We start from the raw sequence: 23,565 nt of genomic DNA, 5'->3' as shown, positions 1-23,565 counted from the left end.
ATCAGGCGGCTCCTTCGGTGCTGCGGCCCTTGCCGCGGTACGTCTCCCAGGCCCAGCCGAGGGTGCGGCGGGCCATGATCCCGACGGCGTGCCGGCGGTAGCTCGCGGTGCCGCGCACGTCGTCGATCGGGTTGCAGGCCCCGGCGGCGAGTGCGGCGAACTGCGAGGCGATGGACGGGGTGATGATCGTGCGGCTGTCCCAGAAGCCGCCTTCCTCGAGCGCGGCGTTCAGGAATTCCTCCGCCTCCTTGGCCCGTACGGGTGTGGGGGCGGCCGAGCCGATGCCGGTGCGGACGGTGCGGGTCCCGGGGTGCAGGGCCAGGCCGAAGGCGCAGACGGCGATGACCATCGCGTTGCGGGTGCCGACCTTGGAGTACTGCTGCGGCCCGTCGGCCTTCCTGATGTGCACGGCCCGGATCAGCTCGTCCGGTTCGAGGGCGTTGCGCTTGACGCCGGTGTAGAAGGCGTCGATCGGGATCATCCGCGTGCCGCGGACGGATTCCGCCTCGACCTCGGCGCCCGCGGCGAGCAGCGCCGGGTGGGCGTCCCCGGCCGGCGAGGCGGTGCCCAGGTTGCCGCCGACGCCGCCGCGGTTGCGGATCTGCGGCGAGGCGACGGTGTGCGAGGCGAGCGCCAGTCCGGGCAGTTCGGCCCGCAGGTGTTCCATGATGCTGCTGTACGGGACGGAGGCGCCGAGCCGCACGTTCTCCTGGCCCACCTCCCATTCGGACAGCTCCCCGATGCGGTTCAGGTCCAGGAGGTACTCGGGCCGGCGGTGGTCGAAGTTGATCTCGACCATCACGTCGGTGCCCCCCGCGATGGGGACGGCCGTGGGGTGCTCGGCCTTGGCGGCGAGCGCCTCCTCCCAGCTGGCGGGGCGAAGGAAGTCCATGAGTGGCTCTCTTCTTCTCAATCGGGTCGTTCGCTGGGGCTGGGGTACGGCCGGCCCTCGACTGGTCATTCATGTTGTTGACGCAATGTGTGACCCAGTACACAAGTCGTGCTCCACCCGGTGCAGTCACCGAAACCATGAAGGAGTTGGCCGGTCGAACGCCTCGTCTTGTAGATTCGAACGAATGACGGGGGTCGGTGACCTCACCGCAATACCCAGTCTTCACCCGCACCAACGAAAGAGATCGGCGGCGACGAGATGCGGCTGCGCGCACTGCTGGAGACCGACGCGCTGGGCCTGCGGCTGCTCGGCGGCGAGGACGAGCTGGACCGGTCCGTCCGCGGTGTGATGACCACCGACCTGCGGGATCCCAGCCGCTACCTGTCGGGCGGCGAGCTGGTGCTCACGGGCCTGGCCTGGCGCCGGGACGCCTCGGACTCGGAGCCGTTCGTACGGATTCTGGCGGGAGCCGGCGTCACCGGGCTGGCGGCGGGCGAGGCGGAGCTGGGCGACGTCCCCGACGACCTGGTGGAGGCGTGCGCGCGGCACCGGCTGCCGCTCTTCGCCGTCCACGAGACCGTCGCGTTCGCAACGATCACCGAGCACGTGGTGCGCCAGGTGTCCGGCGAGCGGGCGGGCGATCTGGCCGCGGTCGTGGAGCGGCACCGCAGGCTGATGACCTCGGGCCCGGCGGGCGGCGGTCCCGAGGTGGTCCTCGATCTGCTCGGTTCCGACCTCGACCTGCGTGCCTGGGTGCTCTCCCCCACCGGCCGGCAGATCGCGGGCGCCGGTGGGACACCGCTGCCCGGCCCGGTCGGCGCGGCGCTCGCCGGGCATCACCTGGCCGCCGTCCGCACCGGTCGCCGCGCCCCGCACCGGGCCGTGGCCGGGGGCACCACGTATTCGCTCTTCCCGATCCGGAACACCGGCCGGGGCGCCCTGCCCGCCTCCCGGGACGTGCGCGAGTCGGTGCTCTCGGACTGGCTGCTCGCGGTGGAGGCGGACGCGGGCGACTGGCCGGCCGCCCGGCTGGACCTGCTCCAGGGCGTCACCCAGCTGATCGCCGTCGAGCGGGACCGGCGCGACGCGGCCCGCACGGTGCGCCGCAGGCTCGCCCAGGAGGTCCTGGAACTGGTCCAGACGGGGGCCCCGCCGGCCGAGATCGCCGCCCGGCTGCGGGTCGCGGCCCCGGTGCTGCTGCCGGGGCTCGGCACCGCCCCGCACTGGCAGGTCGTGGTGGCGCGGGTCGAGTGGGGCGGGGCGGACGATCCGGCCCCCGGCGCCGCGGACGCCGTCGCGGGCGGCCCGGTCGCCCAGGCGCTGCTGGAGGAGATCCTCGTCGATCCGGCGGTCGCCGGGCCCGACTCGGCGGACCGGATCGCGGTCGCCCACACGGGTGAGGAGGCCGTCGCCCTCGTACCGCTGCCCGCCGGGGCCGCGCCCGGCCGGGACGAGGGCCCTGAGGCCGGGGCCCCGGCGGACGGGCTGGTGGCGCTGCACGCCGACGCGCTGCTCGAAGCCGTCCGCGAGCCGCTCTCGGCCGGCCTCGCCGACGACGGCCGGCTGACCCTGGGGGTCAGCGCGCCCGTGCACTCCCCCGAGGGGCTGCGCGGTGCGCTGGAGGAGGCCCGGCACGCCCGCCGGGTGGCGGCGGCCCGCGAGGGCCGGGTCTGCGCGGCCGGGCACCACGAGCTGGCCTCCCACGTGCTGCTGCTGCCGTTCGTGCCCGACGACGTGCGTCGCGCGTTCACCGCACGGCTGCTCGATCCGCTGCGCGACTACGACCGGCGGCACCGGGCGGAGCTGATCCCGACGCTGGAGGCGTTCTTGGACTGCGACGGTTCGTGGACCCGCTGCGCGGCCCGGCTCCACCTCCACGTCAACACGCTGCGCTACCGCGTCGGGCGAATCGAGCAGTTGACGGGACGTGACCTTTCGCGCCTGGAGGACAAGCTCGATTTCTTCCTGGCCCTGCGTATGAGCTGAATTCCCGGGCCCGCCAAGGGTCCTGGGCGGTGCAAGGGTTTGTGAAATTTTTCACCTGACATTGACCCGACCCCTTGGCCGGGCGTGCCGATCCGTGCTGAGATTCCGCCCAGACCCAACAGCTCGATGGCGCGCTCGGGGAGGGCAATGTGGCGCATACCGTCATGTCTGGTTCCGGAACGACAGCCGATGACGATCCGCCGCTCCAGACCGCGGTATGGCGGCTGCGGTCGCGCGCCTGCTGGACGGACGCCGCAGCACTGCTCGAGCACGACGCCGCCACCGACCCCGGGGCGGCGCTCCAGCGGACCGCGCTGCTGATCGAGCGGTGCCTGTACACCGGCCAGGGCTGGACCGACGCCGAGGACGCCCTGCGCACCGCCGAGGCCCTGGCGCACGACGACGAGGAACGCGGCGCGGCGGCCTGCGAACGCGGCCATCTGGCCTACGCGTCGACGCTGCTGGGGGTACGGGACCGGGCCGACGAGGCCAGTGTCGCCCTGAGCCGCGCCGCGGCCCTGCTCGCCCCGTCCGCGCCGGGCCGCCCGGTGCTGGACTACCGCCGGGGCCTGATCGCGCAGAACATCGCCGACTCCCCGCAGGCCGCGCGCGCCGCGTACCGCCGGGCCCACGCCGGGGCCGCCGCCCGGGGCGACGCGCTGCTGCTCTCCTCGACCTGGCGTCAGCTCGCCCTGCTCGCCCTGCGCGAGGGCGAGCTGGCGGAGGCCCGGCACGGTTTCGCGGAGTGCCTGCGGATAAGGGAGGAGCTGGGCTACCTGGTCGGTACGGCCCCGGCCCTCATCGCGCTGGCGGACGCGGAGCCGGAGCCGGAGGCCGCGACCCGGTTGCGCGCCGAGGCGGGCCGGCTCTTCCGGCTGCTCGGCGGCGTACCGACCTGGCTGGCCCCGTACCTGGACCCGCCCGCGCCGCGGACGGCCGACGCGAACTGAGCCGGAGGGACCGGACCCGGGACCGCACCGCCCGGGGCCGCCCCGGCACCGGGCGCCGGGCCCCGCTCTCCGCTCCGGTCCGTATCCCCGGTCCGTGCCCCCGCGCCGGTTCAGGTCTCCGCGCCGGCGAAGTGCTCGCGGACGAGCGACTGCACGACGGTCAGGTCCTGGGCGATCAGCGCGTCGAGCAGGGCGGTGTGCTCGGCGGCGTCGGCGAGCAGGTCGGCGCGGCGGGTGACGGGATTGCTCACCAGGGGCCACTGGGAACGGCGGTGCAGGTCGTCGGCGACCATCACCAGCTGCTCGTTGCCGCACAGGCCGAGGACCGCACCGTGGAAGGCCCGGTCGGACTCGGCGTAGCCGGCCCGGTCGCCCACCGCCGCGGCGGCCACCGTGGCGTCGGCCAGCGGGCGCAGGGCGCACCAGCTGCCGGGCGGGACGGTGCGGGCCAGCCGCAGCATCACGGGCACCTCGATCAGGGCCCGCACCTCGGCCAGCTCGGCCAGTTCGCGCGGGCCGCGCTCGGACACCCGGAAGCCGCGGTTCGGCACGACCTCGACGGCGCCCTCGATGACCAGTTGCTGCATCGCCTCGCGCACCGGGGTCGCGGAGACCCCGAAGCGGGCGCCGAGGGCCGGGGCCGAGTAGACCTGCCCGGGGGCCAGCCGGCCGTCGACCAGGGCGGTGCGCAACGCGTCCAGGACCTGGCCGCGCACCGAGTGCCGGCGCACCTGGGCCCGCGGGGCGGGCGGTTCGCCGTGGGTGTGCTCGCCCCGGACCTGTTCGGGCACCCGCGCGACCGCCGGCGCGGGCCCGACGGCTCCGCCCGGTGGCCTCACCCGGTCACGCGCTCCGCCCTGCTCCACTGGACCTCCTCGACCTGCCACGGGCACGAGTCGCGTGCACCATGCCCCTCGTGCACGATAGGCGCAGGACCTCGCAGTTCAAACATCGATCCGTTCGGGTAAGGTAAGGCTTACCTGCAAACGGTCGTGATTCGGTGGTCCTGCATGACACTCCCAGCCCTGCTCCCCCACGCCACCGGGTCCGCCGTGACCGGCGCGTACGCGCGTCTGGCCGAGGTCTTCCCCGGGCTGCGCGCACAGGTGCTGACGGACGACGAGCCGACGCCCGACGGTGCGGGCTGGGTCGGCGCGCAGGAGCTCGCGGCGGGGGGCGCGGCGCTCGACGCCTTCCTCGCCTGGGACCACGCGCAGGTGCTGCGGGACTACGGGCAGCAGCCCCGCCCCGACGTGGTCGCCAGCTTCGGGCTGCACCGCTACGCCTGGCCGGCCTGTCTGCTGGTGACGGTGCCGTGGTTCCTGCACCGGCGGGTGCCCCGGATTCCCGTCGAGGACGTGGCGTTCCAGCGGGCGCTGGGTCATCTGACCGTGCGGGTGCGGGAGTTCGCCTGCCTGCCGGACGATCCGGCCGCCGTGCTGCCGGGTGCCCGCGTGGTGCCCGACGAGGCCGCGCTGCGCGCCGAGGTGCTGACGGCCGTGGCCGACCACATCGGTCCGGTGCTCGACGGCTTCGGGCCCCGGATGCGGCGCGGCAGGCGGGCGCTGTGGGGGATGGCGACGGACGAGATCGTCGAGGGCCTCTGGTACATCGCCCATCTGCTCGGCGAGGAGCGCCGGGCGATGGCCGAGCTGGAGGCGCTGCTGCCGGGCACCACGAAGCCGTACGTCGGCTCGGCCGGGTTCCGCGAACTGACCGGGCCGGACGGCGAACCGCTGCCCACCCGCGACCGGGCGAGCTGCTGCCTCTTCTACACCCTGCGCCCCGAGGACACCTGCGTCACCTGCCCGCGCACCTGCGACACCGACCGGGTCCGCAAGCTCGCGGCCACCCGCTGAGTGACACCGCCCGTACGGGTCACCTGATTCGAACGCAACTCGACTGCCGCATACGGGCATTCGAGCAGATCCCGGTCATCCGCGCGTCCCGCCGACCCATTGGCGTTCTCTTGCCCCGAAACCCTCCTGTGCGCGAGGGGGTTTCGGCAATCATGTCGCCCGAAATGCCCTACGCGACACGAGGGACCGCGCATGAGACTGACCGACATATCGCTGAATTGGCTGCTTCCGGGCGCCGTGCTGCTCGTGGGAGTGCTGGCGGCGGTGGCGGTGGTCGCACGCGGCAGGCGCACCGCTGACACGTCCGCGGCCGACGACAGCTGGGAACGCAGCGAGGAGCGCCGCAGACGCAAGGAGGCCCTGTACGCCACCGCCTCGTACGTCCTGCTGTTCTGCTGTGCGGCGGTGGCCGCCGCACTCTCCTTCCACGGGCTCGTCGGCTTCGGCGAGCAGAACCTCGGCCTCTCCGGGGGCTGGGAGTACCTCGTCCCGTTCGGCCTGGACGGGGCCGCCATGTTCTGTTCCGTACTCGCGGTGCGCGAGGCCAGTCACGGTGACGCGGCTCTCGGCTCGCGCCTGCTCGTGTGGACGTTCGCCGGTGCGGCCGCCTGGTTCAACTGGGTGCACGCGCCCCGCGGGATCGACCACGCGGGCGCGCCGCACTTCTTCGCCGGGATGTCGCTCTCGGCGGCCGTGCTCTTCGACCGGGCGCTGAAGCAGACCCGCCGGGCCGCGCTGCGCGAGCAGGGCCTGGTGCCCCGCCCGTTGCCGCAGATCCGGATCGTGCGGTGGCTGCGCGCGCCCCGGGAGACCTTCTGCGCCTGGTCGCTGATGCTCCTGGAAGGCGTGCGCACCCTGGACGAGGCCGTCGAGGAGGTGCGTGAGGACCGGCGGGAGAAGGAGCAGAACCGGCTCCGCCGGAAGGACCAGGAGAAACTGGACCGGGCCCACATCAAGGCGCTGAACCGGCAGAACCGGGCCTGGCACCGGGTGGGCCGGGCCGCTCCCGTGGACGTCCAGGCCATCGCCCCCGCGACGGGCACCGCACAGGCCGTCGTGGAGCCCGCCATATCCGAGCCGGGACAACTGCCCCTGCGCCCCCGGCCGTCCCTGCAAGCCGTGACGGGTCCGAGCCCCGGTACTCCGGACCGGGAGCCGGTTGATCCGGCCACCGTCGACCTCACCACCGAGGACGACACCCAGGCCCTGCCCCGGCTCGACTCGCTGGAACGGAAACTGAAGGACCTGGAGCAGCAGTTCGGCTGATGCCCCGCGGTTCTCCCGGGGTGCCGCCCGGACGGCCGGGCGGCGCTCCTCCTTCGATCGGCGGACGGCCGTCACGGGCCCTGGCACATCGTCACCAACGGTGCGTCAGGGCCCTCAGCCGTCCAGTTCGAACCAGACCACCTTGCCCAGTGCCCGCGTGCTCACCCCCCAGGCGTCCGCCAGGCTCCGTACCAGGATCAGTCCCCGTCCGTGCGTGTCGTCGTCGGCGTCCGGCACGTACGACAGGGGCAGTCCGGAGACGAAGTCCCTCACTTCCACCCGCAGTTTCGCGGGGGCCACGCTCGCCGTGACGACCGCCCCGTGTCCGGTGTGGATCAGTGCGTTGGTCACCAGCTCGCTCAGCAGCAGCTCCGCCACCTCGGCCGGCTCGCCCGGCCACCGGTAGCGCAGGAACTCCCGTAACGCGCAGCGCACTTCGCCCACGGCCGCCAGATCGGCGCGGGCCACCCTGCGACACAGCCGGACCGGCTGCGGCCCCTGCGTCCCCGGCCCGCGCAAGGCCTCGTCCTCCATGGAATCGGTGTCTCCCTGATGGTTCATCATGTCCCCCGCCCACACAGTGGATAGCCCCCTGGTCGTCGTTCCGGTCCCTCGTCCCGTCCGTCCGCTTCCCCGTTTCCGGATGGCCGTCGAACTCCCGCGGAAGACGTTCACGGGATGCATGCCCCACCGGCGGGCCGCCACTCTTGTCGATTCATCAATAAGTGCACAGCGGGAGGAAATACGCCCGCGACCCGTAGGACATACGGAAGTCACGTGTACGCCCATCGGGTTAACTTCCAAAAAATTCACATCGATCGGCGTTGACGCGACCGCATCTACGCGCGTCATCATGGGGGTCATGCGAATCCCCCCACGGATCACCATGCTGGGTGGCGCAGCCGCCCTCCTGTCCGCTCTCCTGATAGGCGGCCCGGTCACCGCGACCGCGACCGCCGCCACCGAATCGGTCGGCAGCATCTGCTACTCGGACCTGCCCTCCCAGGCCCACGACACCCTCGATCTGATCGAGGCGGGCGGCCCGTTCCCCTACTCCCAGGACGGCACCGTCTTCCAGAACCGGGAAGGCGTCCTGCCCAGCCACAGCACCGGCTACTACCACGAGTACACGGTCATCACCCCCGGCTCCCCGACCCGCGGCGCGCGGCGCATCGTCACGGGCGAGCGGGCGCAGGAGGACTACTACACCAGCGACCACTACGCCACCTTCGACCTGATCGACCCGGGCTGCTGAGGCCCGGCCCCTCGGACCGGTCCGCGCCGTAGTCCCCCACCTGCGGCGCGGATCGAGGACCCGGCACCGCGGCCCGCCCGAGCACGGGCCGCGGTCGGTGTCCGCCATCCGGTTCGCACTTGTACGCTCCCTCCCATGACCGTGACCTATGTGATCGAGGGTTCCCGGGTCACCGGCCTGGAACGCTTCTGGGAAGTGATCGGCGAGGCCGTGAACGGCCCCGGCGGGTACTTCGGCCGCAACCTGGACGCCCTCGCGGACTGCCTGGGCGGCGGGATGGGCACCCCGGACGACGGCGACTTCGTCTTCGAATGGCGGGACCACATGCTCTCCGCGCGGGCCCTGGGCCACGAGGAGACGGCCCGTCAGCTGCGGCGGAGCCTGGAGCGGGCGCATCCCACCAACCGGCCCGCGATGCGGAAGCGGCTCGACGAGGCCCTGGCCGGGCGGGGGCCGACGCTCTTCGACCTGATCGTGGAGATCCTGGCGGACGACGCGACGCCCGGCACGCTGCGGTTGTCGTGAGCCCCGGGCCGGAGCCTGCGGGCCCGGCCCGGGGACGGCACCGGCCGGCCGAGCGGACATCACTCGGCCGGCCGATGCCATGGGGGTCGTGAGGATCAGAACTCGGTGGTGACCTTGGCGCCCTCGAACGCCTCGTTGCCGTAGAGGCTGATGAAGTGGTAGCCGGGGGTGGGGTTGTTGATGGTCAGGGTGTGCTCGTTGCCCGCCCCGACGGACTTGTCGGTGTTGACCTGGGTGGTCGCCCACTCCTTGTCGCTGTAGTAGAGGTCGGCGTCACCCGTGCCACCGGTCGAGGTGATCTTCAGCTGGGTGGTGCCGGCCGGGATGACGACGGCCAGGTAGGCGTAGTCGCCCTTGACGGCCTTCAGGTTGCTGCGCATGCAGTTCTTGCCCAGCAGCCGGGTGTCGGCGTCCTTGCACTCGGTGATCTCGCCGGGCGGGTTGGTGGAACCGCCGCCGCAGGCACCGGCCGCGCAGGCCTCCAGCCAGGTGTTCCAGTCGGCGTCGTAGCGGTTGCCGATGGTCGAGGTGAGCAGGGTGCGGGCGCCGTTCCAGTCGCCCTTGCGGTAGAGGCCGAGCAGGGTGTCGACGTCCGAGCGGTGGGATTCGAGCATGTAACGGACGGCCAGATAGCCCCAGTTGTACACGCGGGTCTGGTCGGCGTTGTCGTAGGTGGTGTCGAACAGGGTGCTCAGGGGGTAGGTGCGGTTCGCGGCCTGGGCGATGGCGTCCTCGTAGGCGAGCTTGCGGTACGAGTAGGAGACGAACTCCGCGAAGCCCTCGACCCACCAGACGGTCGGCGTGGTCATGCCGGCGGCGAAGTCGCCGTACATGTTGTAGCGACCGTCGAGGTAGTGCGTGTACTCGTGGTTGAGGTTCCAGATCTGGAAGTCGGGGCGGGCCCACTCGGCCTCGTAGGCGATGAAGCGGGGCTGGTTGCCCTCGGCCTTGGGGTCGCCCTCCAGGTACATGCCACCGTTGTTGGTGTCGATGCCGAAGATCACGCCGGCGTAGGTCTGGTAGTCGGTGCTGGAATCGAAGGCGATGACCTCGATGGTTTTGTTGTTGTCATCGGCGACCGCGCCGTTGTCCCGGGCCACCTCGTGGAAGTAGGCGTCCTGGTTGAGCAGGCTGGTGCAGCTGGCCTCGAGCTCCTTCGTGGCCATCTCCTGCGCCCGAATGGTGATGCTGTCGCTACAGGTGTGCTTCACCGGCAGGACGGTCTTCTCGAGGCGCTCCGCGAGGTTGCAGGCGTCGTACTTCGCGCAGTTGGCCTGGTCGTAGGCGTCGACCATCTTGGCCAGGTTGATCCAGAGCGGAGCGGTGGGGCCGTCGATGGAGCTCTTGCCCATCAGTTCGAGCACCAGCGGGCTCGCCTTGTCGCGCAGCGAGTCCTCCTTGAGGAAGCGGCCGAGTTCGAGTCCCGCGTTGGCGGCCAGGAACGAGTTCTCGGTGCCGAGCAGGTCGAGGTGGTTCGCGGCGAAGTCGCGCAGCGAGGCCAGCACGCTGGGGTCGGCCTCGATGGCGGTGATGAACTCCGGCACCTGGTGGCCGCGGAACATCACCGTGTACACGCTGTTCACGGCGTTGCGCATGTGCCACAAGTCGTTGTACGACTCGTCGTAGTCGGCCAGCATCTTCTTGACGATGTTCAGGTAACGGGCGTTCTGCTCCGAGCTGTCGACCAGGATGATCGCCTCGGACAGGCTCTCGCCGTTGGCGTCGGTGACGTCGAAGGCGTGCGAGGAGCCGAAGAAGCCGTCGAGCGCTCCCTGAATGGCCGTCACCAGCCGCGGTCCGTACTCCCCGACGGTCTCGGGGTCGTAGTACTGGACGTAGTAGCCGGCCCGGAGGAAGAGGATCAGCTGCGGCATGCCGGTGCTGGCGTCACCCGGGTAGGAGGCCGATGCGTCGCGCATCGCGTTGGCGATGGTGACCATCTGGTCCTCGCGGAAGGCGTGGTAGCCGTCCTGGCCCTGGATGCGGAACAGCGAGTTGACGCAGTCGGTGGTGGCCGCTTTGACCTTCTCGACCAGGGCGCTCCCGGTGTTGTTGGTGAAATCGGTGAGGTTGCACTCGGCAGCGGCCGTGCCCGGCTTCTCGGTGCGGCGCTTCTCGGCCTTCATGGAAGGCGCCCGGTGGCTCGGGAGCGCGGCGGCCTGGTCGTCGTAGTCCCGCTCGAGCGCGTCCTTGGAGGCGGACAGCGGAGGCTGGTCGGCGGCCTCGAGCTTTTCGCGCCGGACGTGACCGGCATCGGCGGCGGGCGCCGTCAGCGACTCGGCGGTGGGGCCGCCGGAATCCTCGGCCGGGGCTTCCGCCTTCTTCCGGGCGATGTCCGAGGAGTGAGCCGGAGTCACGGTCGATACGGCGGAGCGCTGTTCGACGGCCTGGCTCGGTGTCGTGAACAGGCTCACGCCCAGGCAGGCCGCCAGGACCGCGGTGGACAATCCGGTTATTTTTTGCCGAACCCTCAGGTTCTTCACGTGCTGCCTCCAAGCGGAGTGATGACCGCGCACCAGGGCGCGGCTGTGGGGGAATGCAAGGGCCCGGGGCCGGACAGGGTCTGAACCGTCCTCACGCGTGACATGAGCACGACTTCCGTTCCCTTGCGCGCTGTACAATGGCACATGTCACATGTTCTTTGGAACCCCTCGCGCACACATTCATCTGCGCGCCAACTTCTCGTCGCAGCGCGGGATGTGGCATCCGGCCCGCACACCCCGGCCGCCACCACCGGTTTCGACCACCGCGTGACCACACCACCGCGCCCCCGGAGAGCCGCAACCCCGGCTCCACCCCCGGTCCCTCAGAGCCCCAGACGGTCCCTCAGAACCCCCGAGCCCCTGAGTCCCCGAGCCCCTGAGCCCAGGAGTCCCCGAGTCCCCCGAGTCCCCCGAGTCCCCCGAGTCCCCCGAGGAGCAACGCCCGTGTCCCGTACCCCCGTCACTCCCCGCACCGGCAGCCACGATCTGCCGGTCTCCCCCGCACTGAACGCCTTCATGGCCACCGGGTGGGCCGAGTCACCGCTGCCGGCGGACCTCCGCGTCCCCTCCTTCGACGCCACCCCCGCCCGCCGCGCCCGGCTGGCCGCCCGTTTCCCCGGCGAGCGCCTGATCATCCCGGCGGGCGCGCCCGCGGTCCGCTCCCACGACACCGACCACCGCTTCCGGCCCCACACCGGCTACGCCTGGCTCACCGGCCTCACCGGCGAGGACCAGGCCGGCCACGTCCTCGTCCTGGAACCCGATGGCGACGAGCGGCACGAAGCGGTGCTGTACCTGCGACCCCGGTCCCCGCGCACCGGTCACGAGTTCTACCGCGACCGCAGGTACGGGGAGTTCTGGGTCGGCCGCAGGCCCGACCTGGAGGAGGCGGCCCGGATCACCGGCATCCGCTGCGCGGACCTGGCCGCCTGGGAGAAGCTGCTCACCGGCCCGCAGCCCCCGGTGCGGGTGCTGGGCGGGGTGGACCCGTCCGTCGACGAACTCCTGCGCTCCCGCCGCGTCCTGCACTCGACGCGTCCGTTGCCCGCCGGTCTCGAAGCGGTGCTCAGCGAGCTGCGGCTCGTCAAGGACCCCTGGGAGACCGGGCAGTTGCAGCACGCCGTGGACGCGACGGTGACGGGGTTCGAGGACGTGGTGCGGAGCCTGCCGCAGGCGCTGCGGCACCCGCGCGGGGAACGCTGGATCGAGGGCGTCTTCGATCTGCGGGCCCGGCTGGAGGGGAACGGGCCGGGCCGCTCCACGATCGCCGCCGCCGGGGCACACGCCTGCGTCCTGCACTGGAGCCGCAACGACGGCCCGCTGGAGCGCGACCGGTTGCTGCTGCTGGACGCGGGCGTGGAGACCGACACCCTCTACACCGCCGACATCACCCGTACCCTGCCGCTGTCCGGCCGGTTCTCCCCCGTGCAGCGCAGCGTGTACGAACTGGTGCTGGCCGCGCAGGAGGCGGGCATCGCCGCCCTGCGCCCGGGGGCCCGCTTCCGCGACTTCCACCTGGCGGCCATGCGGGTCATCGCCGAGGGGCTGCACGAATGGGGCGTGCTGCCGGTGTCCGCCGAGGAGGCGCTCCACCCGGACAACGGCCTCCACCGCCGGTACACGCTCTGCAGCAGCGGCCACATGCTCGGCATGGACGTGCACGACTGCGCGGGGGCGCGTGCCACCGCGTATCCGGACGGGCGGCTGGAGGCCGGTCAGGTGCTGACCGTGGAGCCGGGGCTGTACCTCCAGCCGGACGACGAGACGCTGCCCCGGGCGCTGCGCGGCATCGGGGTGCGGATCGAGGACGACCTCGTGATCACGGACGACGGCGCCCGTCTCATGTCGTCGGCGCTGCCGCGGACCGCCGACGGGATCGAGGAGTGGATGGGCGCCCTGCTGGAGGGGTGAGCGCGGCGGGCCCGTCGGCGGGGGCCCGTGCGGGGCGTCCGCCGGCGGGCCGGGGGGTCAGTCCTGCTCGGCGGTGCCGTCCGGGGCCGCGCCGTCGGCCCGCTCCTCGGCCCACAGCGACCTGACGTGCGACATGTGGGCCAGCATGCAGCTCTCGGCGCCCTGCACGTCACCGGCGACCATGAGGTCGAGCAACTGCACGTGCTCCTCGGCCGACTGGACCAGCTTCCCCGTCTCGGCGAGCCGGTTCAGCCCGAAGAGCCGCGAGCGCTTGCGCAGGTTGCCGATCTCCTCCACCAGCCGGCGGTTGCCCGCCAGGCCGAGCAGTTCGAGGTGGAAGCGGCGGTCGGCCTCCAGGTAGCCGATGATGTCCTGCTCGGCGGCGGCGTCGACGATCGCCCGCGCCAGCGGCCGGAGCGCCTCGAGCTCCTCGACGAGGCCCATCGCGGCGATGCGGCCGATGGTGGGCACCTCGATCATGGCCCGGATCTCGGTGAAGTCGTCGAGGTCCTGCTCGGTCAACTCGGTGACCCGGAAACCCTTGTTGCGGACGGCCTCGACCAGGCCCTCGCGCGCCAGGTCGAGCATGGCCTCGCGGACCGGGGTGGCGGACACCCCGAATTCGGCGGCGAGGGCGGGGGCGGAGTAGACCACGCCCGGACGGAGCTCCCCGGCTATCAGCGCCGCCCTGAGGGCGTTCGCCACCTGGTCGCGCAGGTGCTCCTGCGCGGAGATGGCGTTGAGCGTCGTCAGGCGGGCCATAGTCTGTTCCTCCAGCACCGTGCGGGGCCCCAGAATACAATGTCACGTTCCATGGGAGCCGCCCTCCAAAGCCGCGGGAGGCGTTGTCAGGGCGTCGAGGCGCGGTGCACCGCCTCGGCGACGGCGAGGTCCTCCCATCCAGCCCCGACGCTCTTGAAGAGCCGGGGCCGTCCGGTGCCGTCGGACACCTCGCCGTCGACCCGGCCGGTCACCAGCTCGGCGAGGTTGCCCGCGATGTCCTGGGCCCGGAAGGCCCCTTCGGCGACCGGGATCAGCAGATCGCCCGGTTCCGCCAGGGCCGCCGCCCTCGATTCGACGATCACCCGGGAGCGGGACACCAGAGCGGTGTCGACCTCGCGGGCGTCGGGGGTGTGCGAGCCGACCGCGACGACCGTCGCCCCGTCGGGCACGAGGGTGCCGTCGAACAGCGGGGTGGCGGAGGTGGTGCAGCAGAGCACCAGGTCGGCCGTGGCGACCTCGGCCCCGTCCGCCTTCCCCGCGTGGGCGTCCGGGCCGAGCCGGCGGGCGTGCTGGACGAGTTCGTCGGTCCGGTGCGGGGTGCGGCCGACCACGGTGACCCGTTCCACCCGGCGTTCCGCGAGCACCGCGGCGAGGTGCCCGTATGCCTGGGGCCCCGTGCCGAAGAGCACCAGATGGCGCACGACCGGTCCGGTGAGGTGCCGGATCGCGAGCGCGGAGACCGCCGGGGTGCGCAGCGCGGTGAGCGCGGCCCCGTCCAGCAGGGCGAGCGGCAGCAGGGTGGGGGCGTCGAGCAGCAGGTAGCTTCCGGTGATCCGGGGCAGGCCGGCCGCCGGATTGTCCGGGGCGACCCCGGCGATCTTCACTCCGGTCACCCGGCGGGTGGTGGCCGGCATGATCAGCAACTCCCCGCCGGGTACGGCGAGATGGTGCCGGGCCGGGGCCGTCTCCGGGTCCAGGCCCCCGCGCAGCGCCGCTTCCAGGGCGTCCGCGGCTCCGGTCGGTCCCAGGGCCTCGATGGCGTCGGCGCCGAGCAGGGGGAGGGTCACAGCAGGAATCCTTCGGGGAAGGGGTCGGACGGGTTCAGGAAGTATTGTGCGGTCCCGGTGATCCAGGCGCGCCCGGTGACGGTGGGGACGACGGCCGGCAGCCCGCCGACGGTGGTCTCCTGGACGAGCCGGCCGGTGAACGAGGTGCCGATGAACGACTCGTTCACGAAGTCGGTGTCCAGGGCGAGTTCGCCGCGTGCGTGCAGCTGGGCCATGCGTGCGGAGGTGCCGGTGCCGCAGGGCGAGCGGTCGAACCAGCCGGGGTGGATGGCCATCGCGTGCCGGGAGTGGCGCGCGTCGGATCCGGGGGCGATGAACTGCACGTGCTTGAGCCCGTGGATGTGCGGGGCCTCGGGGTGGACGGGCGGCTCGGTGGCTTCGACCGTCTTCATCAGGGCGAGTCCGGCGGCCAGGATGTCGTCCTTGTGCGCCCGGTCGAAGGGCAGCCCGAGGTCGGCCAGGTCCACCATCGCGTAGAAGTTGCCGCCGTAGGCGAGGTCGTAGCGCACGGTCCCGTGGCCGGGCACGTCCGCCGTCCGGTCGAGCGCGACGCTGAACGCGGGCACGTTGGTGAGCGTCACGGCGGTGGCCTCGCCGTCCTCCACCCGTACGGCGGCCTCGACGAGTCCGGCGGGGGTGTCCAGCCGCACGGTGGTGACGGGTTCGGTGACCTCCACCATCCCGGTCTCCACCAGCACGGTCGCCACCCCGATGGTGCCGTGTCCGCACATCGGCAGGAAGCCGGAGACCTCGATGTAGAGGACCCCGTAGTCCGCGTCCGGCCGGGTGGGCGGCTGGAGGATCGCGCCGCTCATGGCTGCGTGGCCGCGCGGTTCGTACATGAGCAGGGTGCGCACGGCGTCCCGGTGCTTCTCGAAGTGGCTGCGCCGTTCGGCCATCGTGTCGCCGGGGATGGTGCCGATGCCGCCGGTGATCACCCGGGTCGGCATGCCCTCGGTGTGCGAGTCGACGGCGTGGAAGATGTGGCGTGTCCTCAAGGCTTCTCCTGGTTCGTCACGAGGGGGACGGGGCGGCGGCCGGCGGAACGGGGCCGGCCGCCTCCTCCCTGCGACTGCCGGGCGGCCGCCCGGCAGGTTCTCAGCGCAGGCCCCCGGCGAGGACCTTCTCCGTGACGGCGCGCACGGCGGCCGCGTCGTCGGCGGACAGCGGGTTGCGCGGCGGGCGGGTGGGGCCGCCGTGGCGTCCGGCGACGTCCATGGACAGCTTGATGGCCTGGACGAACTCCGGCTTGGAGTCCCACCTCAGCAGCGGGTGCAGCTCCCGGTAGAGCGGCAGGGCGGTCTCCAGGTCGCCGCTCACCGCGGCCCGGTACAGGTCCACGCAACAGGACGGCAGCATGTTCGGGCTGCCGGCGATCCATCCGACGGCCCCGGCGACGCCGAGTTCCAGCAGTACGTCGTCGGCGCCCACCAGGATGTCGAGGCCGGGGGCCCGCTCGGCGATCTCGTACGCCCTGCGGACGTCGCCGGTGAACTCCTTGACGGCCACGATGCTGCCCTCGTTGTGGAGCTCGGCGAGCAGGGCGGGGCTCAGGTCCACCTTGGTGTCGTACGGGTTGTTGTACGCGACGACCGGGACGCCGACCTCGGCCACCTCGGCGTAGTGGGCGCGCACGGCCGCCTCGTCGCAGCGGTATCCGTTGGGCGGCAGGAGCAGCACGGACCCGGCCCCCGCCTCGGCGGCCCGTTCCGCCCAGCGGCGCGACTCGGCGCTGCCGTAGGCGGCGACGCCCGGCATGACGCGGTCGCCGTCCCCGGCCGCCTCGACGGCGACCTGGACCATCCGGGTGCGTTCCTCGTCGGTGAGGGTCTGGTACTCGCCCAGCGACCCGTTGGGCACCACGCCGTCGCAGCCCGCCTCGATGAGGTCCCGCACGTGGGTGGCGTAGGCGTCGTAGTCGATGGTGCGGTCGTCGCGCAGGGGGAGGGGGGTGGCGACCATGATGCCCTGCCAGGGGCGGGTGCGCGCATGGCTGTCGGTCTGCATGTTGGCTCCTTGGGTGTGTGGCCCGTCGTGGGGCGGCATGGCGTGGGGCGGAGGGAACGCGGTGATGCGGGCGGCAGGGCGGGCCCGGTCGCCGGACATTGGGGAGGGAACGGGGGCGGTTTCGCGCCCTACCGGGGGTCGGCCGGGTCGGCGAGGGCGGACAGCTTCACGGGGCAGGCCAGTGGGCGCCGGTCGGGTCCGGCCTGTGCCGGTGCGCCGCCGTGCGCGGCGGCGAGTTCCCGGACGGCGAATCCGCACGTCCGGCCCTGGCACCAGCCCATCCCGGCGCGGGTGAAGAGTTTGACGGTCCTGGGGTCGCGGGCGCCGAGTTCCTCGCACGCCGCACGGATCCGGCCCGCGGGGACCTCCTCGCAGCGGCAGACCTCCGTGTCGTCGGCCGTCCACTCGTGCCAGCCGTCCCCCGGCCGGTGCACGGCGCCCATCAGGTCGGCGAAGGCCCGCAGGCGGCGCCGGGTGCGGCGCAGCGCGGCCACGCCGCGCCCCGTCCCCTCCGGCGAGCCGCCCCGCACCTCGCGGACGATCGAAAGCGCCGCCAACTCTCCTTCACACAGGGCGAGTTCGACCCCGCCCACGCCGCCGGTCTCGCCGGCCGCCCAGATGCCCGGGACCGTCGTCCTGAGCTGTTCGTCGAGGACGACCGCGTGCGTGCCGTCGGTGCCCGGACGCGTTTCGCAGCCGGCCGCCACGGCGAGTTCGAGCTGGGGCACGAGGCCGTGCCCCACGGCGAGCGCGTCGCAGGCGATCCGGCGGCCGGTCCCCGCGACGGGGCGCCAGCGGCGGTCCACCCGGCTGACGGTCACGGCCTCGACCCGTTCGTCGCCGTGCACCTCGGTGACCGCGCGGTGGCTCAGCACCCTGACCCCGGCGCGCATCAGGGCGGTACCGAACCCGACCGCCTCCACCGCCTTGGCGGGGTTGACGGCCAGCACCCGGGGGGAACGCGCGTACGCCCCGTAGCCGGCGGCCTCGACCAGGGCCGGGACGCGTGCGCCGGCCCGGGTCAGCGAGGCGGCGACCGCCTGGAGGAGCGGGCCGCTCCCGGCGACCACGATCCGGCGCCCCGGCAGTACCAGGCCGGACTTGAGCATGGCCTGGGCCCCCGCCGCGCCCACGACGCCCGGGAGCGTCCAGCCGGGGAAGGGGAGTTGGCGTTCGTGGGCGCCGGTCGCCAGCAGCAGTCGGCGGGCCCGCACGGCGGTGCGGGCCGCCTCGTCGGTCCCGGCGACCGCGTGCAGGGTCCAGTCGTCGTCGGCGGTCCGCTCGACCGTCCACACCTGATGACTGGCCAGGTGCCGGATCGTGCCGGTGTCCCGGTGCGCGGCCAGCCGGGCGGACAGGCCGGTGAAGGCGGACCAGCGGTGGTGCAGGACCTGGGGCCGGGCGGCGCCGAGGCCGTCGGCCGGGTTGCGGTAGTACTGCCCGCCGGGCGCGGCGGCGGCGTCCAGCAGGACGACGTCGAGTCCGTGGTCGGCCGCGGTGACGGCCGCGGCCAGACCGGCGGGTCCCGCGCCCACCACGGCGAGTTCGGCGCGGCCGGTGTCGCGCGGGCTGTCCTCAGCCGTCGAGTGCGGCATGCCCGTCCCCCTCCTGCGTGGTGATGGTGTCGTCCGGCCGGGCGGGGACCAGGCAGGCCCGCCGGTTGGGCCGGCCGTTGATGGTGGCCAGGCAGTCGTAGCAGGCGCCGATGCCGCAGAAGGCTCCCCTGGGGCGGCCGTCGACCCGGGTGGTGCGCCAGGTCATGATGCCCGCCGCCCAGAGTGCGGCGGCGACGCTCTGGCCCGGCAGTGCGCGGATCGGGCGGCCGTCGAAGGTGATCCGGAACTCCGGGCCGGGTTCGGCTCCGACGAGTTCGGCCGGCGTGCGTGCGCGGGTGCGTCTCACGGGGTCCTCTCCTGGGGTCCTCTCCCGGGCGGGCGGGTTCCGCTCCGCGCCGTCATGCGGCACGGTCCGGGGCGTCGAACCGGGCGGGCGCGAACGGTTCGAGGTCGAGTGCGGGACGTTCGCCCCGGATCGCGTCGGCGATCAGCCGTCCGGTCACCGGCGCCAGTCCGATGCCCGCCCCTTCGTGCCCGCAGGCGTGGAAGAGGCCGGGCACCCGGGGGTCGGGGCCGATCGCGGGCAGGTGGTCGGGCAGGTAGGGGCGGAACCCGTGGTAGGCGCGCAGCACCCGCACGTCCGCCAGCAGGGGGAAGAGTGCGGTGGCCCCGGCCGCCAGCCGGGCGACCACCGGCACCGACAGCGTCCGGTCGAAGCCGACCCGTTCGCGGCTCGCCCCGATGAGCACCGGGCCCGCCGGGGTGCCCTCCACCACCGGCGAGATCTGCAGGGCCGCGGACCCGCTCGACACGTCGGCCACGTACTCCGCCGCGTAGACCTTGTGGCGGATCAGCCGGGGCAGCGGTTCGGTGACGAGGACGAATCCCCGGCGCGGGAGGACCGGGAGGCTCACCCCGGCCAGCGCGGCCAGCTCGCCGCCCCAGGTCCCGGCGGCGTTGACCACGACGGGGGCGTGCAGTTCGCCCTGCGGGGTACGCACACCGCGCACCGCCCCCGAGCGGTCCCGCAGGATCTCCACCACCTCCTCCCCCGGGTGGAGGCGCGCCCCGGCCCGGACCGCCGACCGCATCAACTCGGCTGCGGCCAGCGCCGGTTGGACCTGTGCGTCCTGCGGGTAGTGGCAGCCGCCCGCCAGGTCCGGCGCGAGGTGGGGCTCCAGGTCGCGGAGCCGGTCGGCCGGGACGTGGTGCGCCTGGACACCGGCCGTCCGCTGCCCGGCGGCCGTCTCGGACAGGGCGGCCAGGGAGCCCTCGGAGGCCGCCACGACCACGCCGCCCTTGCTTTCGTACTCGATGTCCGGGGGCAGCTCGGCGGCCAGCTCCTGCCACAGGGAGGCGGAGAGCAGCGCCAGTTCCAGCTCGGGTCCGGGCACCTTGTCGGAGACCAGCAGGTTCCCCTCGCCGGCTCCGGTGGTGCCGCCGGCCACGGGTCCGCGGTCGACGACGGCCACGGAGAGTCCGGACCGGGAGATGTAGTGGGCACAGGCGGCGCCGACGACTCCGGCGCCGACGATGACGACATCCAGGGAGTGTCTCGTGAGCACGTCAGTAATATGTCACATTGCTTTGTGGTCGCCAAGGGTGCGCACGAGGTCGGCCGATCGACATCGGTCGGTCAACGACCTTGGGGGGCGAGGCGGTTCGGGGCGGGGCGGGGCGGTTCCGCCCCGCGTCCGCGGGCCCTTTCAGGGGCGGGGCACGTTCCGCAGGTTGGAGCGGGCCATCTGGACCATGCGGCCCACCCCGCCGTCCAGCACGATCTTGCTGGCGGAGAGCGCGAAGCCGGTCACCATCTCCGCGCTGATCTTCGGCGGGATGGAGAGGGCGTTGGGGTCGGTGACGACATCGACGAGCGCCGGGCCCTTGTGCCGGAAGGCCTCCTTGAGGGCCCCTTCGAGCTGTTTCGGCTTCTCCACCCGCACCCCGTACGCCCCGGCGGCCCGCGCGACCGCCGCGAAGTCCGGGTTCCGGTTGGTCGTGCCGAACGACGGCAGGCCCGCGACCAGCATCTCCAGCTCGACCATGCCGAGGGAGGAGTTGTTGAACAGCACGACCTTCACCGGCAGGTCGTACTGCACCAGGGTCAGGAAGTCACCCATCAGCATGGTGAATCCGCCGTCGCCGGACATGGACACGACCTGCCGGTTCCGGTCGGTGAACTGGGCGCCGATGGCCTGTGGCAGCGCGTTGGCCATCGACCCGTGGCTGAACGAACCGATCACGCGGCGCCTGCCGTTGGGCGAGAGGTAGCGGGCCGCCCACACGTTGCACATGCCGGTGTCCACGGTGAACACGGCGTCGTCGTCGGCCAGTTCGTCCAGCACCGAGGCGACGTACTCCGGGTGGATCGGGACGTGCTTCTCGACCTTGCGGGTGTACGCCTTGACCACGCCCTCCAGCGCCTCGGCGTGCTTCTTCAGCATCCGGTCGAGGAACTTGCGGTCGGACTTGACCTTCACCTGCGGGGTCAGACAGCGCAGCGTCTCCCGGACGTCGCCCCAGACCGCCAGGTCCAGCTTGGAACGACGGCCGAGGTGCTCGGGCCGCACGTCCACCTGGACGATCTTCACGTCGGACGGGAGGAAGGCGTTGTACGGGAAGTCGGTGCCGAGCAGGATGAGGAGGTCGCACTCGTGGGTCGCCTCGTACGCCGCGCCGTAGCCGAGCAGTCCGCTCATGCCGACGTCGTACGGGTTGTCGTACTGGATCCATTCCTTGCCGCGCAGCGCGTGCCCGACCGGGGCCTTCACCCGTTCGGCGAACTCCATCACCTCGGCGTGGGCGCCGGCCGTGCCGCTGCCGCAGAACAGGGTCACGCGTTTCGCCCCGTCGACCATGCGGCGCAGCTTCTCGATCTCCTCGTCCCCGGGCCGCACCGTGGGCCTGGAGGTGACCAGGGCGTGCTCGATCGTCTTCTCCGGGGCGGGGCGGGCCGCGATGTCGCCCGGCATCGTGACGACGCTGACCCCGCCCCGGCCGATCGCGTGCTGGATGGCCGTCTGGAGCAGCCGCGGCATCTGCTCCGGGTTGGAGATCATCTCGTTGTAGTGGCTGCACTCCTGGAAGAGCAGCTCCGGATGGGTTTCCTGGAAGTAGCCGAGGCCGATCTCGCTCGACGGGATGTGCGAGGCGAGGGCGAGCACGGGGGCCATGGAGCGGTGGGCGTCGTAGAGGCCGTTGATCAGGTGCAGGTTGCCCGGGCCGCACGATCCGGCGCAGGCCGCCAGCGCGCCGGTGACCTGGGCCTCCGCACCGGCGGCGAAGGCGGCCGTCTCCTCGTGCCGCACCTGGATCCAGTCGATGCCGCGATGGCGCCGGACGGCGTCGACGACCGGGTTGAGGCTGTCGCCGACGACGCCGTACATGCGCTTGACGCCCGCCCGGACGAGGATGTCGACGAACTGCTCCGACACGTTCTGCTTGGCCATGGATGCGTACCTTTCCGCGCTTCGGCTTCCGGACTCCGCATCCATCAACCCATGGCACGGGTGGTTACGCCTCCCAGACGCCGACCGCCGTGCGGTCGTCGGAGTACCCCTTCACCCGGAGTTGGGTATCGGCGAGGAAGGGGACGAGCCCGGGTGCCCCGCCGCGGCCCCAGCGCCCGGCCAGCTCCCCGGCCAGGGCCGGTTCGCCGCGCATCGGTTCGGCCAGACCGGCGCTGCACAGCAGCAGCGTGTCCCCCGGCCGGGCCACCGAGGCCCGGAAGCGAAACGGTTCGGCGGCCGGGGCGTCACCGGCCGCGGCCGCCTGCGGTTCGAGGTCCTGCCAGGCGTCGTCGCGCAGCCGGAAGAGTCCGCCGTCTCCGGCGCCGAAGAAGATCCTGGTGCGGCAGTCGGGGTCCGCGGGCAGCAGGAGACAGCGCAGACCCGCCGTGTACTCCGGCGGTTCCAGCCCCTGTTCCGCGGCGCGGGCGCGCAGCCTGCCGTAGGCGCGGCCGGTGAGGCGGTTCAGGCCGGACTTGAGGTCCCCGCGCCTGCCCGCCCTCATGTCCTCGGCGAGCCGGACGTGGCTGCGGCCCACGGCCTCGCCGATCCAGCGGCAGGCATCGGCCGCCGCCAGGTGCGCCGACCGGGTGGCGCGGGCCCCGGTGGCCACGGCGACCAGGAGCAGCGCGCCCTCGTCCTCGCCGAAGCGCGCGGTGAGCAGCGCGTCGCGGCGGGGCTCGCCCCGGAACCGCGCGGAGTCCCCGCGCACGGAGGCGGCGCGCAGGGTGTACGTGCCGTAGCGGGCGCCGTCGAGCACGGTGTCGGCGACGAGGCCGTCCAGCTCCTCCGCGGTGGCGGCGGGCAGGGCCGTGGGCTCGGGATCGTAGGCGGGCGGCCGGTCACCCACATGGCCGATCGCGGGACGGTGGGCGGGCGTGGACCCCGGCTCCGGGACCGGTGCCTCGGCCGGGTCCGGTGCCTCGGCCGGGTCCGGTGCCTCGGCCGGGTCCGGTTTCGTGGCGGGCGGCGGGTAAGGGGCCCGCGGGTCCACGGGCACGCGCGGCGGCGGTGCGGCGAAGGTGCGCGGTCGCGACGGACCGGCCGGGGGATCCGCCGCGGGGGCGTCCGGGGCGCGTACGACCGTGGCCGGCGGCTCCCACGGGGCCCGCTCCGGCCGGAACGTCGGCGGACCGGACGGCACGGGAGGCGCCGGTGGGACGGAAGGTGCGGGCAGTACGGGTGGCGCCAGTGGGACGGGTGGTTCGGACGGCGCGGGTGGTGCGGATGACGCGGGCGGTACCGACGGCGCGGAAGACACGACCGGTTCAGGAACTGCGGCCGCTCCCGAAGACGCCTCCCCCGCGTCCCCCGCCTCCCCCGACTCCTCCGCGTCTGCGCGCCCCGCGCGCCCGGCCTGTCCCACCGCGTCCGACGCCGAGTCGAAACGGTCGTCGAGCGTGTCGGCCGCGTCGCCCGTTCCGGTGTCCCGGGCGTCCTCGTCGTACAGCCTGTGCCACCAGTCGTCCTCACGGGCGGCGGGTCTCTCCCCCTGCTGACTCATTCCCTTATTGTCGGCCGCACGGGCCGTACGAAAACGGGGCAGCCGGAAAACGGCCGCGGACACGGGTCCGCCGGG

At 73.0% G+C, this 23,565-nt stretch carries 20 protein-coding genes; 7 read left to right on the top strand and 13 right to left on the bottom strand.

Annotation, left to right across the window (positions count from 1 at the left end):
- Position 1 precedes the first annotated feature (1 nt).
- Positions 2-892 carry an FAD binding domain-containing protein gene (locus OCT49_RS28785; RefSeq protein ID WP_283854712.1) on the bottom strand — a complete coding sequence of 297 codons (891 nt, stop codon included), beginning with the start codon at positions 890-892 and terminating at the stop codon, positions 2-4.
- Between the two features lie 258 nt (positions 893-1,150).
- Here OCT49_RS28785 and OCT49_RS28780 point away from each other — a divergent pair, with 258 nt between their 5' ends.
- Together OCT49_RS28780 and OCT49_RS28775 are read left to right on the top strand one after the other, a co-directional pair.
- Positions 1,151-2,878, top strand: a complete 1,728-nt coding sequence (locus tag OCT49_RS28780) for a PucR family transcriptional regulator (protein ID WP_283854711.1) — start codon at positions 1,151-1,153, stop codon at positions 2,876-2,878.
- Between the two features lie 164 nt (positions 2,879-3,042).
- Positions 3,043-3,828, top strand: coding sequence for a hypothetical protein (locus OCT49_RS28775; protein ID WP_283854710.1), 786 nt, complete (start codon positions 3,043-3,045; stop codon positions 3,826-3,828).
- A 110-nt stretch (positions 3,829-3,938) separates the two neighbouring features.
- Here OCT49_RS28775 and OCT49_RS28770 read toward each other — a convergent pair whose 3' ends face one another.
- Entirely contained in the window at positions 3,939-4,694 is a 756-nt protein-coding gene (locus OCT49_RS28770; protein WP_283854709.1) for a GntR family transcriptional regulator, read from the bottom strand.
- A gap of 144 nt (positions 4,695-4,838) precedes the next feature.
- Between OCT49_RS28770 and OCT49_RS28765 the strand changes: the two genes are divergently transcribed.
- A complete protein-coding gene (locus tag OCT49_RS28765; RefSeq protein WP_283854708.1) occupies positions 4,839-5,687 on the top strand; it encodes a (2Fe-2S)-binding protein in 849 nt (282 codons plus the stop codon).
- Positions 5,688-5,879: 192 nt separating this feature from the next.
- Complete coding sequence (locus OCT49_RS28760) at positions 5,880-6,953, top strand: DUF2637 domain-containing protein (protein ID WP_283854707.1); 1,074 nt, start codon at positions 5,880-5,882, stop codon at positions 6,951-6,953.
- Positions 6,954-7,067: 114 nt separating this feature from the next.
- Here the strand turns inward: OCT49_RS28760 and OCT49_RS28755 are convergent, their stop codons facing one another.
- Entirely contained in the window at positions 7,068-7,421 is a 354-nt protein-coding gene (locus OCT49_RS28755; RefSeq protein WP_349632835.1) for an ATP-binding protein, read from the bottom strand.
- Positions 7,422-7,815: 394 nt separating this feature from the next.
- On the opposite strand from OCT49_RS28755, the gene OCT49_RS28750 reads away from it, so the two are divergent.
- Positions 7,816-8,208 carry a ribonuclease gene (locus tag OCT49_RS28750; protein WP_283854705.1) on the top strand — a complete coding sequence of 131 codons (393 nt, stop codon included), beginning with the start codon at positions 7,816-7,818 and terminating at the stop codon, positions 8,206-8,208.
- A 135-nt stretch (positions 8,209-8,343) separates the two neighbouring features.
- Positions 8,344-8,733 carry a barstar family protein gene (locus tag OCT49_RS28745; RefSeq protein WP_283854704.1) on the top strand — a complete coding sequence of 130 codons (390 nt, stop codon included), beginning with the start codon at positions 8,344-8,346 and terminating at the stop codon, positions 8,731-8,733.
- Between the two features lie 95 nt (positions 8,734-8,828).
- Here OCT49_RS28745 and OCT49_RS28740 read toward each other — a convergent pair whose 3' ends face one another.
- Entirely contained in the window at positions 8,829-11,216 is a 2,388-nt protein-coding gene (locus OCT49_RS28740; RefSeq protein WP_502963428.1) for a M9 family metallopeptidase, read from the bottom strand.
- Positions 11,217-11,660: 444 nt separating this feature from the next.
- Between OCT49_RS28740 and OCT49_RS28735 the strand changes: the two genes are divergently transcribed.
- Positions 11,661-13,127 (top strand): aminopeptidase P family protein, encoded by a 1,467-nt coding sequence (locus OCT49_RS28735; RefSeq protein WP_283854702.1) that lies wholly within the window; start codon positions 11,661-11,663, stop codon positions 13,125-13,127.
- 57 nt (positions 13,128-13,184) lie between these two features.
- On the opposite strand, the gene OCT49_RS28730 is transcribed toward OCT49_RS28735, so the two are convergent.
- The 9 genes from OCT49_RS28730 to OCT49_RS28690 form a co-directional block, all read right to left on the bottom strand.
- Positions 13,185-13,889 carry a GntR family transcriptional regulator gene (locus tag OCT49_RS28730; RefSeq protein WP_283854701.1) on the bottom strand — a complete coding sequence of 235 codons (705 nt, stop codon included), beginning with the start codon at positions 13,887-13,889 and terminating at the stop codon, positions 13,185-13,187.
- A gap of 86 nt (positions 13,890-13,975) precedes the next feature.
- Positions 13,976-14,917: an ornithine cyclodeaminase family protein gene (locus OCT49_RS28725; protein WP_283854700.1), complete on the bottom strand. Its 942-nt coding sequence runs from the start codon at positions 14,915-14,917 to the stop codon at positions 13,976-13,978.
- The gene (locus OCT49_RS28720) at positions 14,914-15,915 is read right to left on the bottom strand and encodes a proline racemase family protein (protein ID WP_283854699.1); all 1,002 of its coding nucleotides are present in this window, start codon (positions 15,913-15,915) and stop codon (positions 14,914-14,916) included. Before OCT49_RS28720 ends, OCT49_RS28725 begins: the two co-directional genes overlap by 4 nt.
- Positions 15,916-16,015: 100 nt before the next feature.
- The gene (locus OCT49_RS28715) at positions 16,016-16,924 is read right to left on the bottom strand and encodes a dihydrodipicolinate synthase family protein (protein ID WP_283854698.1); all 909 of its coding nucleotides are present in this window, start codon (positions 16,922-16,924) and stop codon (positions 16,016-16,018) included.
- A gap of 128 nt (positions 16,925-17,052) precedes the next feature.
- On the bottom strand, positions 17,053-18,519 hold the full coding sequence (locus OCT49_RS28710; protein WP_283854697.1) for an FAD/NAD(P)-dependent oxidoreductase: 1,467 nt from the start codon (positions 18,517-18,519) through the stop codon (positions 17,053-17,055).
- Positions 18,500-18,826 carry a (2Fe-2S)-binding protein gene (locus OCT49_RS28705; RefSeq protein ID WP_283854696.1) on the bottom strand — a complete coding sequence of 109 codons (327 nt, stop codon included), beginning with the start codon at positions 18,824-18,826 and terminating at the stop codon, positions 18,500-18,502. The genes OCT49_RS28710 and OCT49_RS28705 overlap by 20 nt, the downstream gene beginning before the upstream one ends.
- 52 nt (positions 18,827-18,878) lie before the next feature.
- Positions 18,879-20,045: an NAD(P)/FAD-dependent oxidoreductase gene (locus OCT49_RS28700; RefSeq protein ID WP_283854695.1), complete on the bottom strand. Its 1,167-nt coding sequence runs from the start codon at positions 20,043-20,045 to the stop codon at positions 18,879-18,881.
- Positions 20,046-20,186: 141 nt separating this feature from the next.
- Complete coding sequence (locus tag OCT49_RS28695) at positions 20,187-21,929, bottom strand: pyruvate dehydrogenase (RefSeq protein WP_283854694.1); 1,743 nt, start codon at positions 21,927-21,929, stop codon at positions 20,187-20,189.
- Between the two features lie 64 nt (positions 21,930-21,993).
- Positions 21,994-23,490, bottom strand: coding sequence for a protein phosphatase 2C domain-containing protein (locus tag OCT49_RS28690; protein WP_283854693.1), 1,497 nt, complete (start codon positions 23,488-23,490; stop codon positions 21,994-21,996).
- Positions 23,491-23,565 lie beyond the last annotated feature (75 nt).

It is taken from the genome of Streptomyces sp. ML-6, from assembly GCF_030116705.1.
In the GTDB taxonomy this organism is placed as follows: Bacteria; Actinomycetota; Actinomycetes; order Streptomycetales; family Streptomycetaceae; genus Streptomyces.
The sequence above is the reverse complement of the archived record's forward strand: the minus strand, read 5'-3'. Positions and strand labels throughout refer to the sequence as shown.

Coding starts and splice junctions, on each gene's coding strand:
- OCT49_RS28785 (WP_283854712.1), bottom strand. CDS start 892: ATGGACTTCCTTCGCCCCGCCAGCTGGGAGGAGGCGCTCGCCGCCAAG.
- OCT49_RS28780 (WP_283854711.1), top strand. CDS start 1,151: ATGCGGCTGCGCGCACTGCTGGAGACCGACGCGCTGGGCCTGCGGCTG.
- OCT49_RS28775 (WP_283854710.1), top strand. CDS start 3,043: ATGTCTGGTTCCGGAACGACAGCCGATGACGATCCGCCGCTCCAGACC.
- OCT49_RS28765 (WP_283854708.1), top strand. CDS start 4,839: ATGACACTCCCAGCCCTGCTCCCCCACGCCACCGGGTCCGCCGTGACC.
- OCT49_RS28760 (WP_283854707.1), top strand. CDS start 5,880: ATGAGACTGACCGACATATCGCTGAATTGGCTGCTTCCGGGCGCCGTG.
- OCT49_RS28750 (WP_283854705.1), top strand. CDS start 7,816: ATGCGAATCCCCCCACGGATCACCATGCTGGGTGGCGCAGCCGCCCTC.
- OCT49_RS28745 (WP_283854704.1), top strand. CDS start 8,344: ATGACCGTGACCTATGTGATCGAGGGTTCCCGGGTCACCGGCCTGGAA.
- OCT49_RS28730 (WP_283854701.1), bottom strand. CDS start 13,889: ATGGCCCGCCTGACGACGCTCAACGCCATCTCCGCGCAGGAGCACCTG.
- OCT49_RS28715 (WP_283854698.1), bottom strand. CDS start 16,924: ATGCAGACCGACAGCCATGCGCGCACCCGCCCCTGGCAGGGCATCATG.
- OCT49_RS28710 (WP_283854697.1), bottom strand. CDS start 18,519: ATGCCGCACTCGACGGCTGAGGACAGCCCGCGCGACACCGGCCGCGCC.
- OCT49_RS28695 (WP_283854694.1), bottom strand. CDS start 21,929: ATGGCCAAGCAGAACGTGTCGGAGCAGTTCGTCGACATCCTCGTCCGG.
- OCT49_RS28690 (WP_283854693.1), bottom strand. CDS start 23,490: ATGAGTCAGCAGGGGGAGAGACCCGCCGCCCGTGAGGACGACTGGTGG.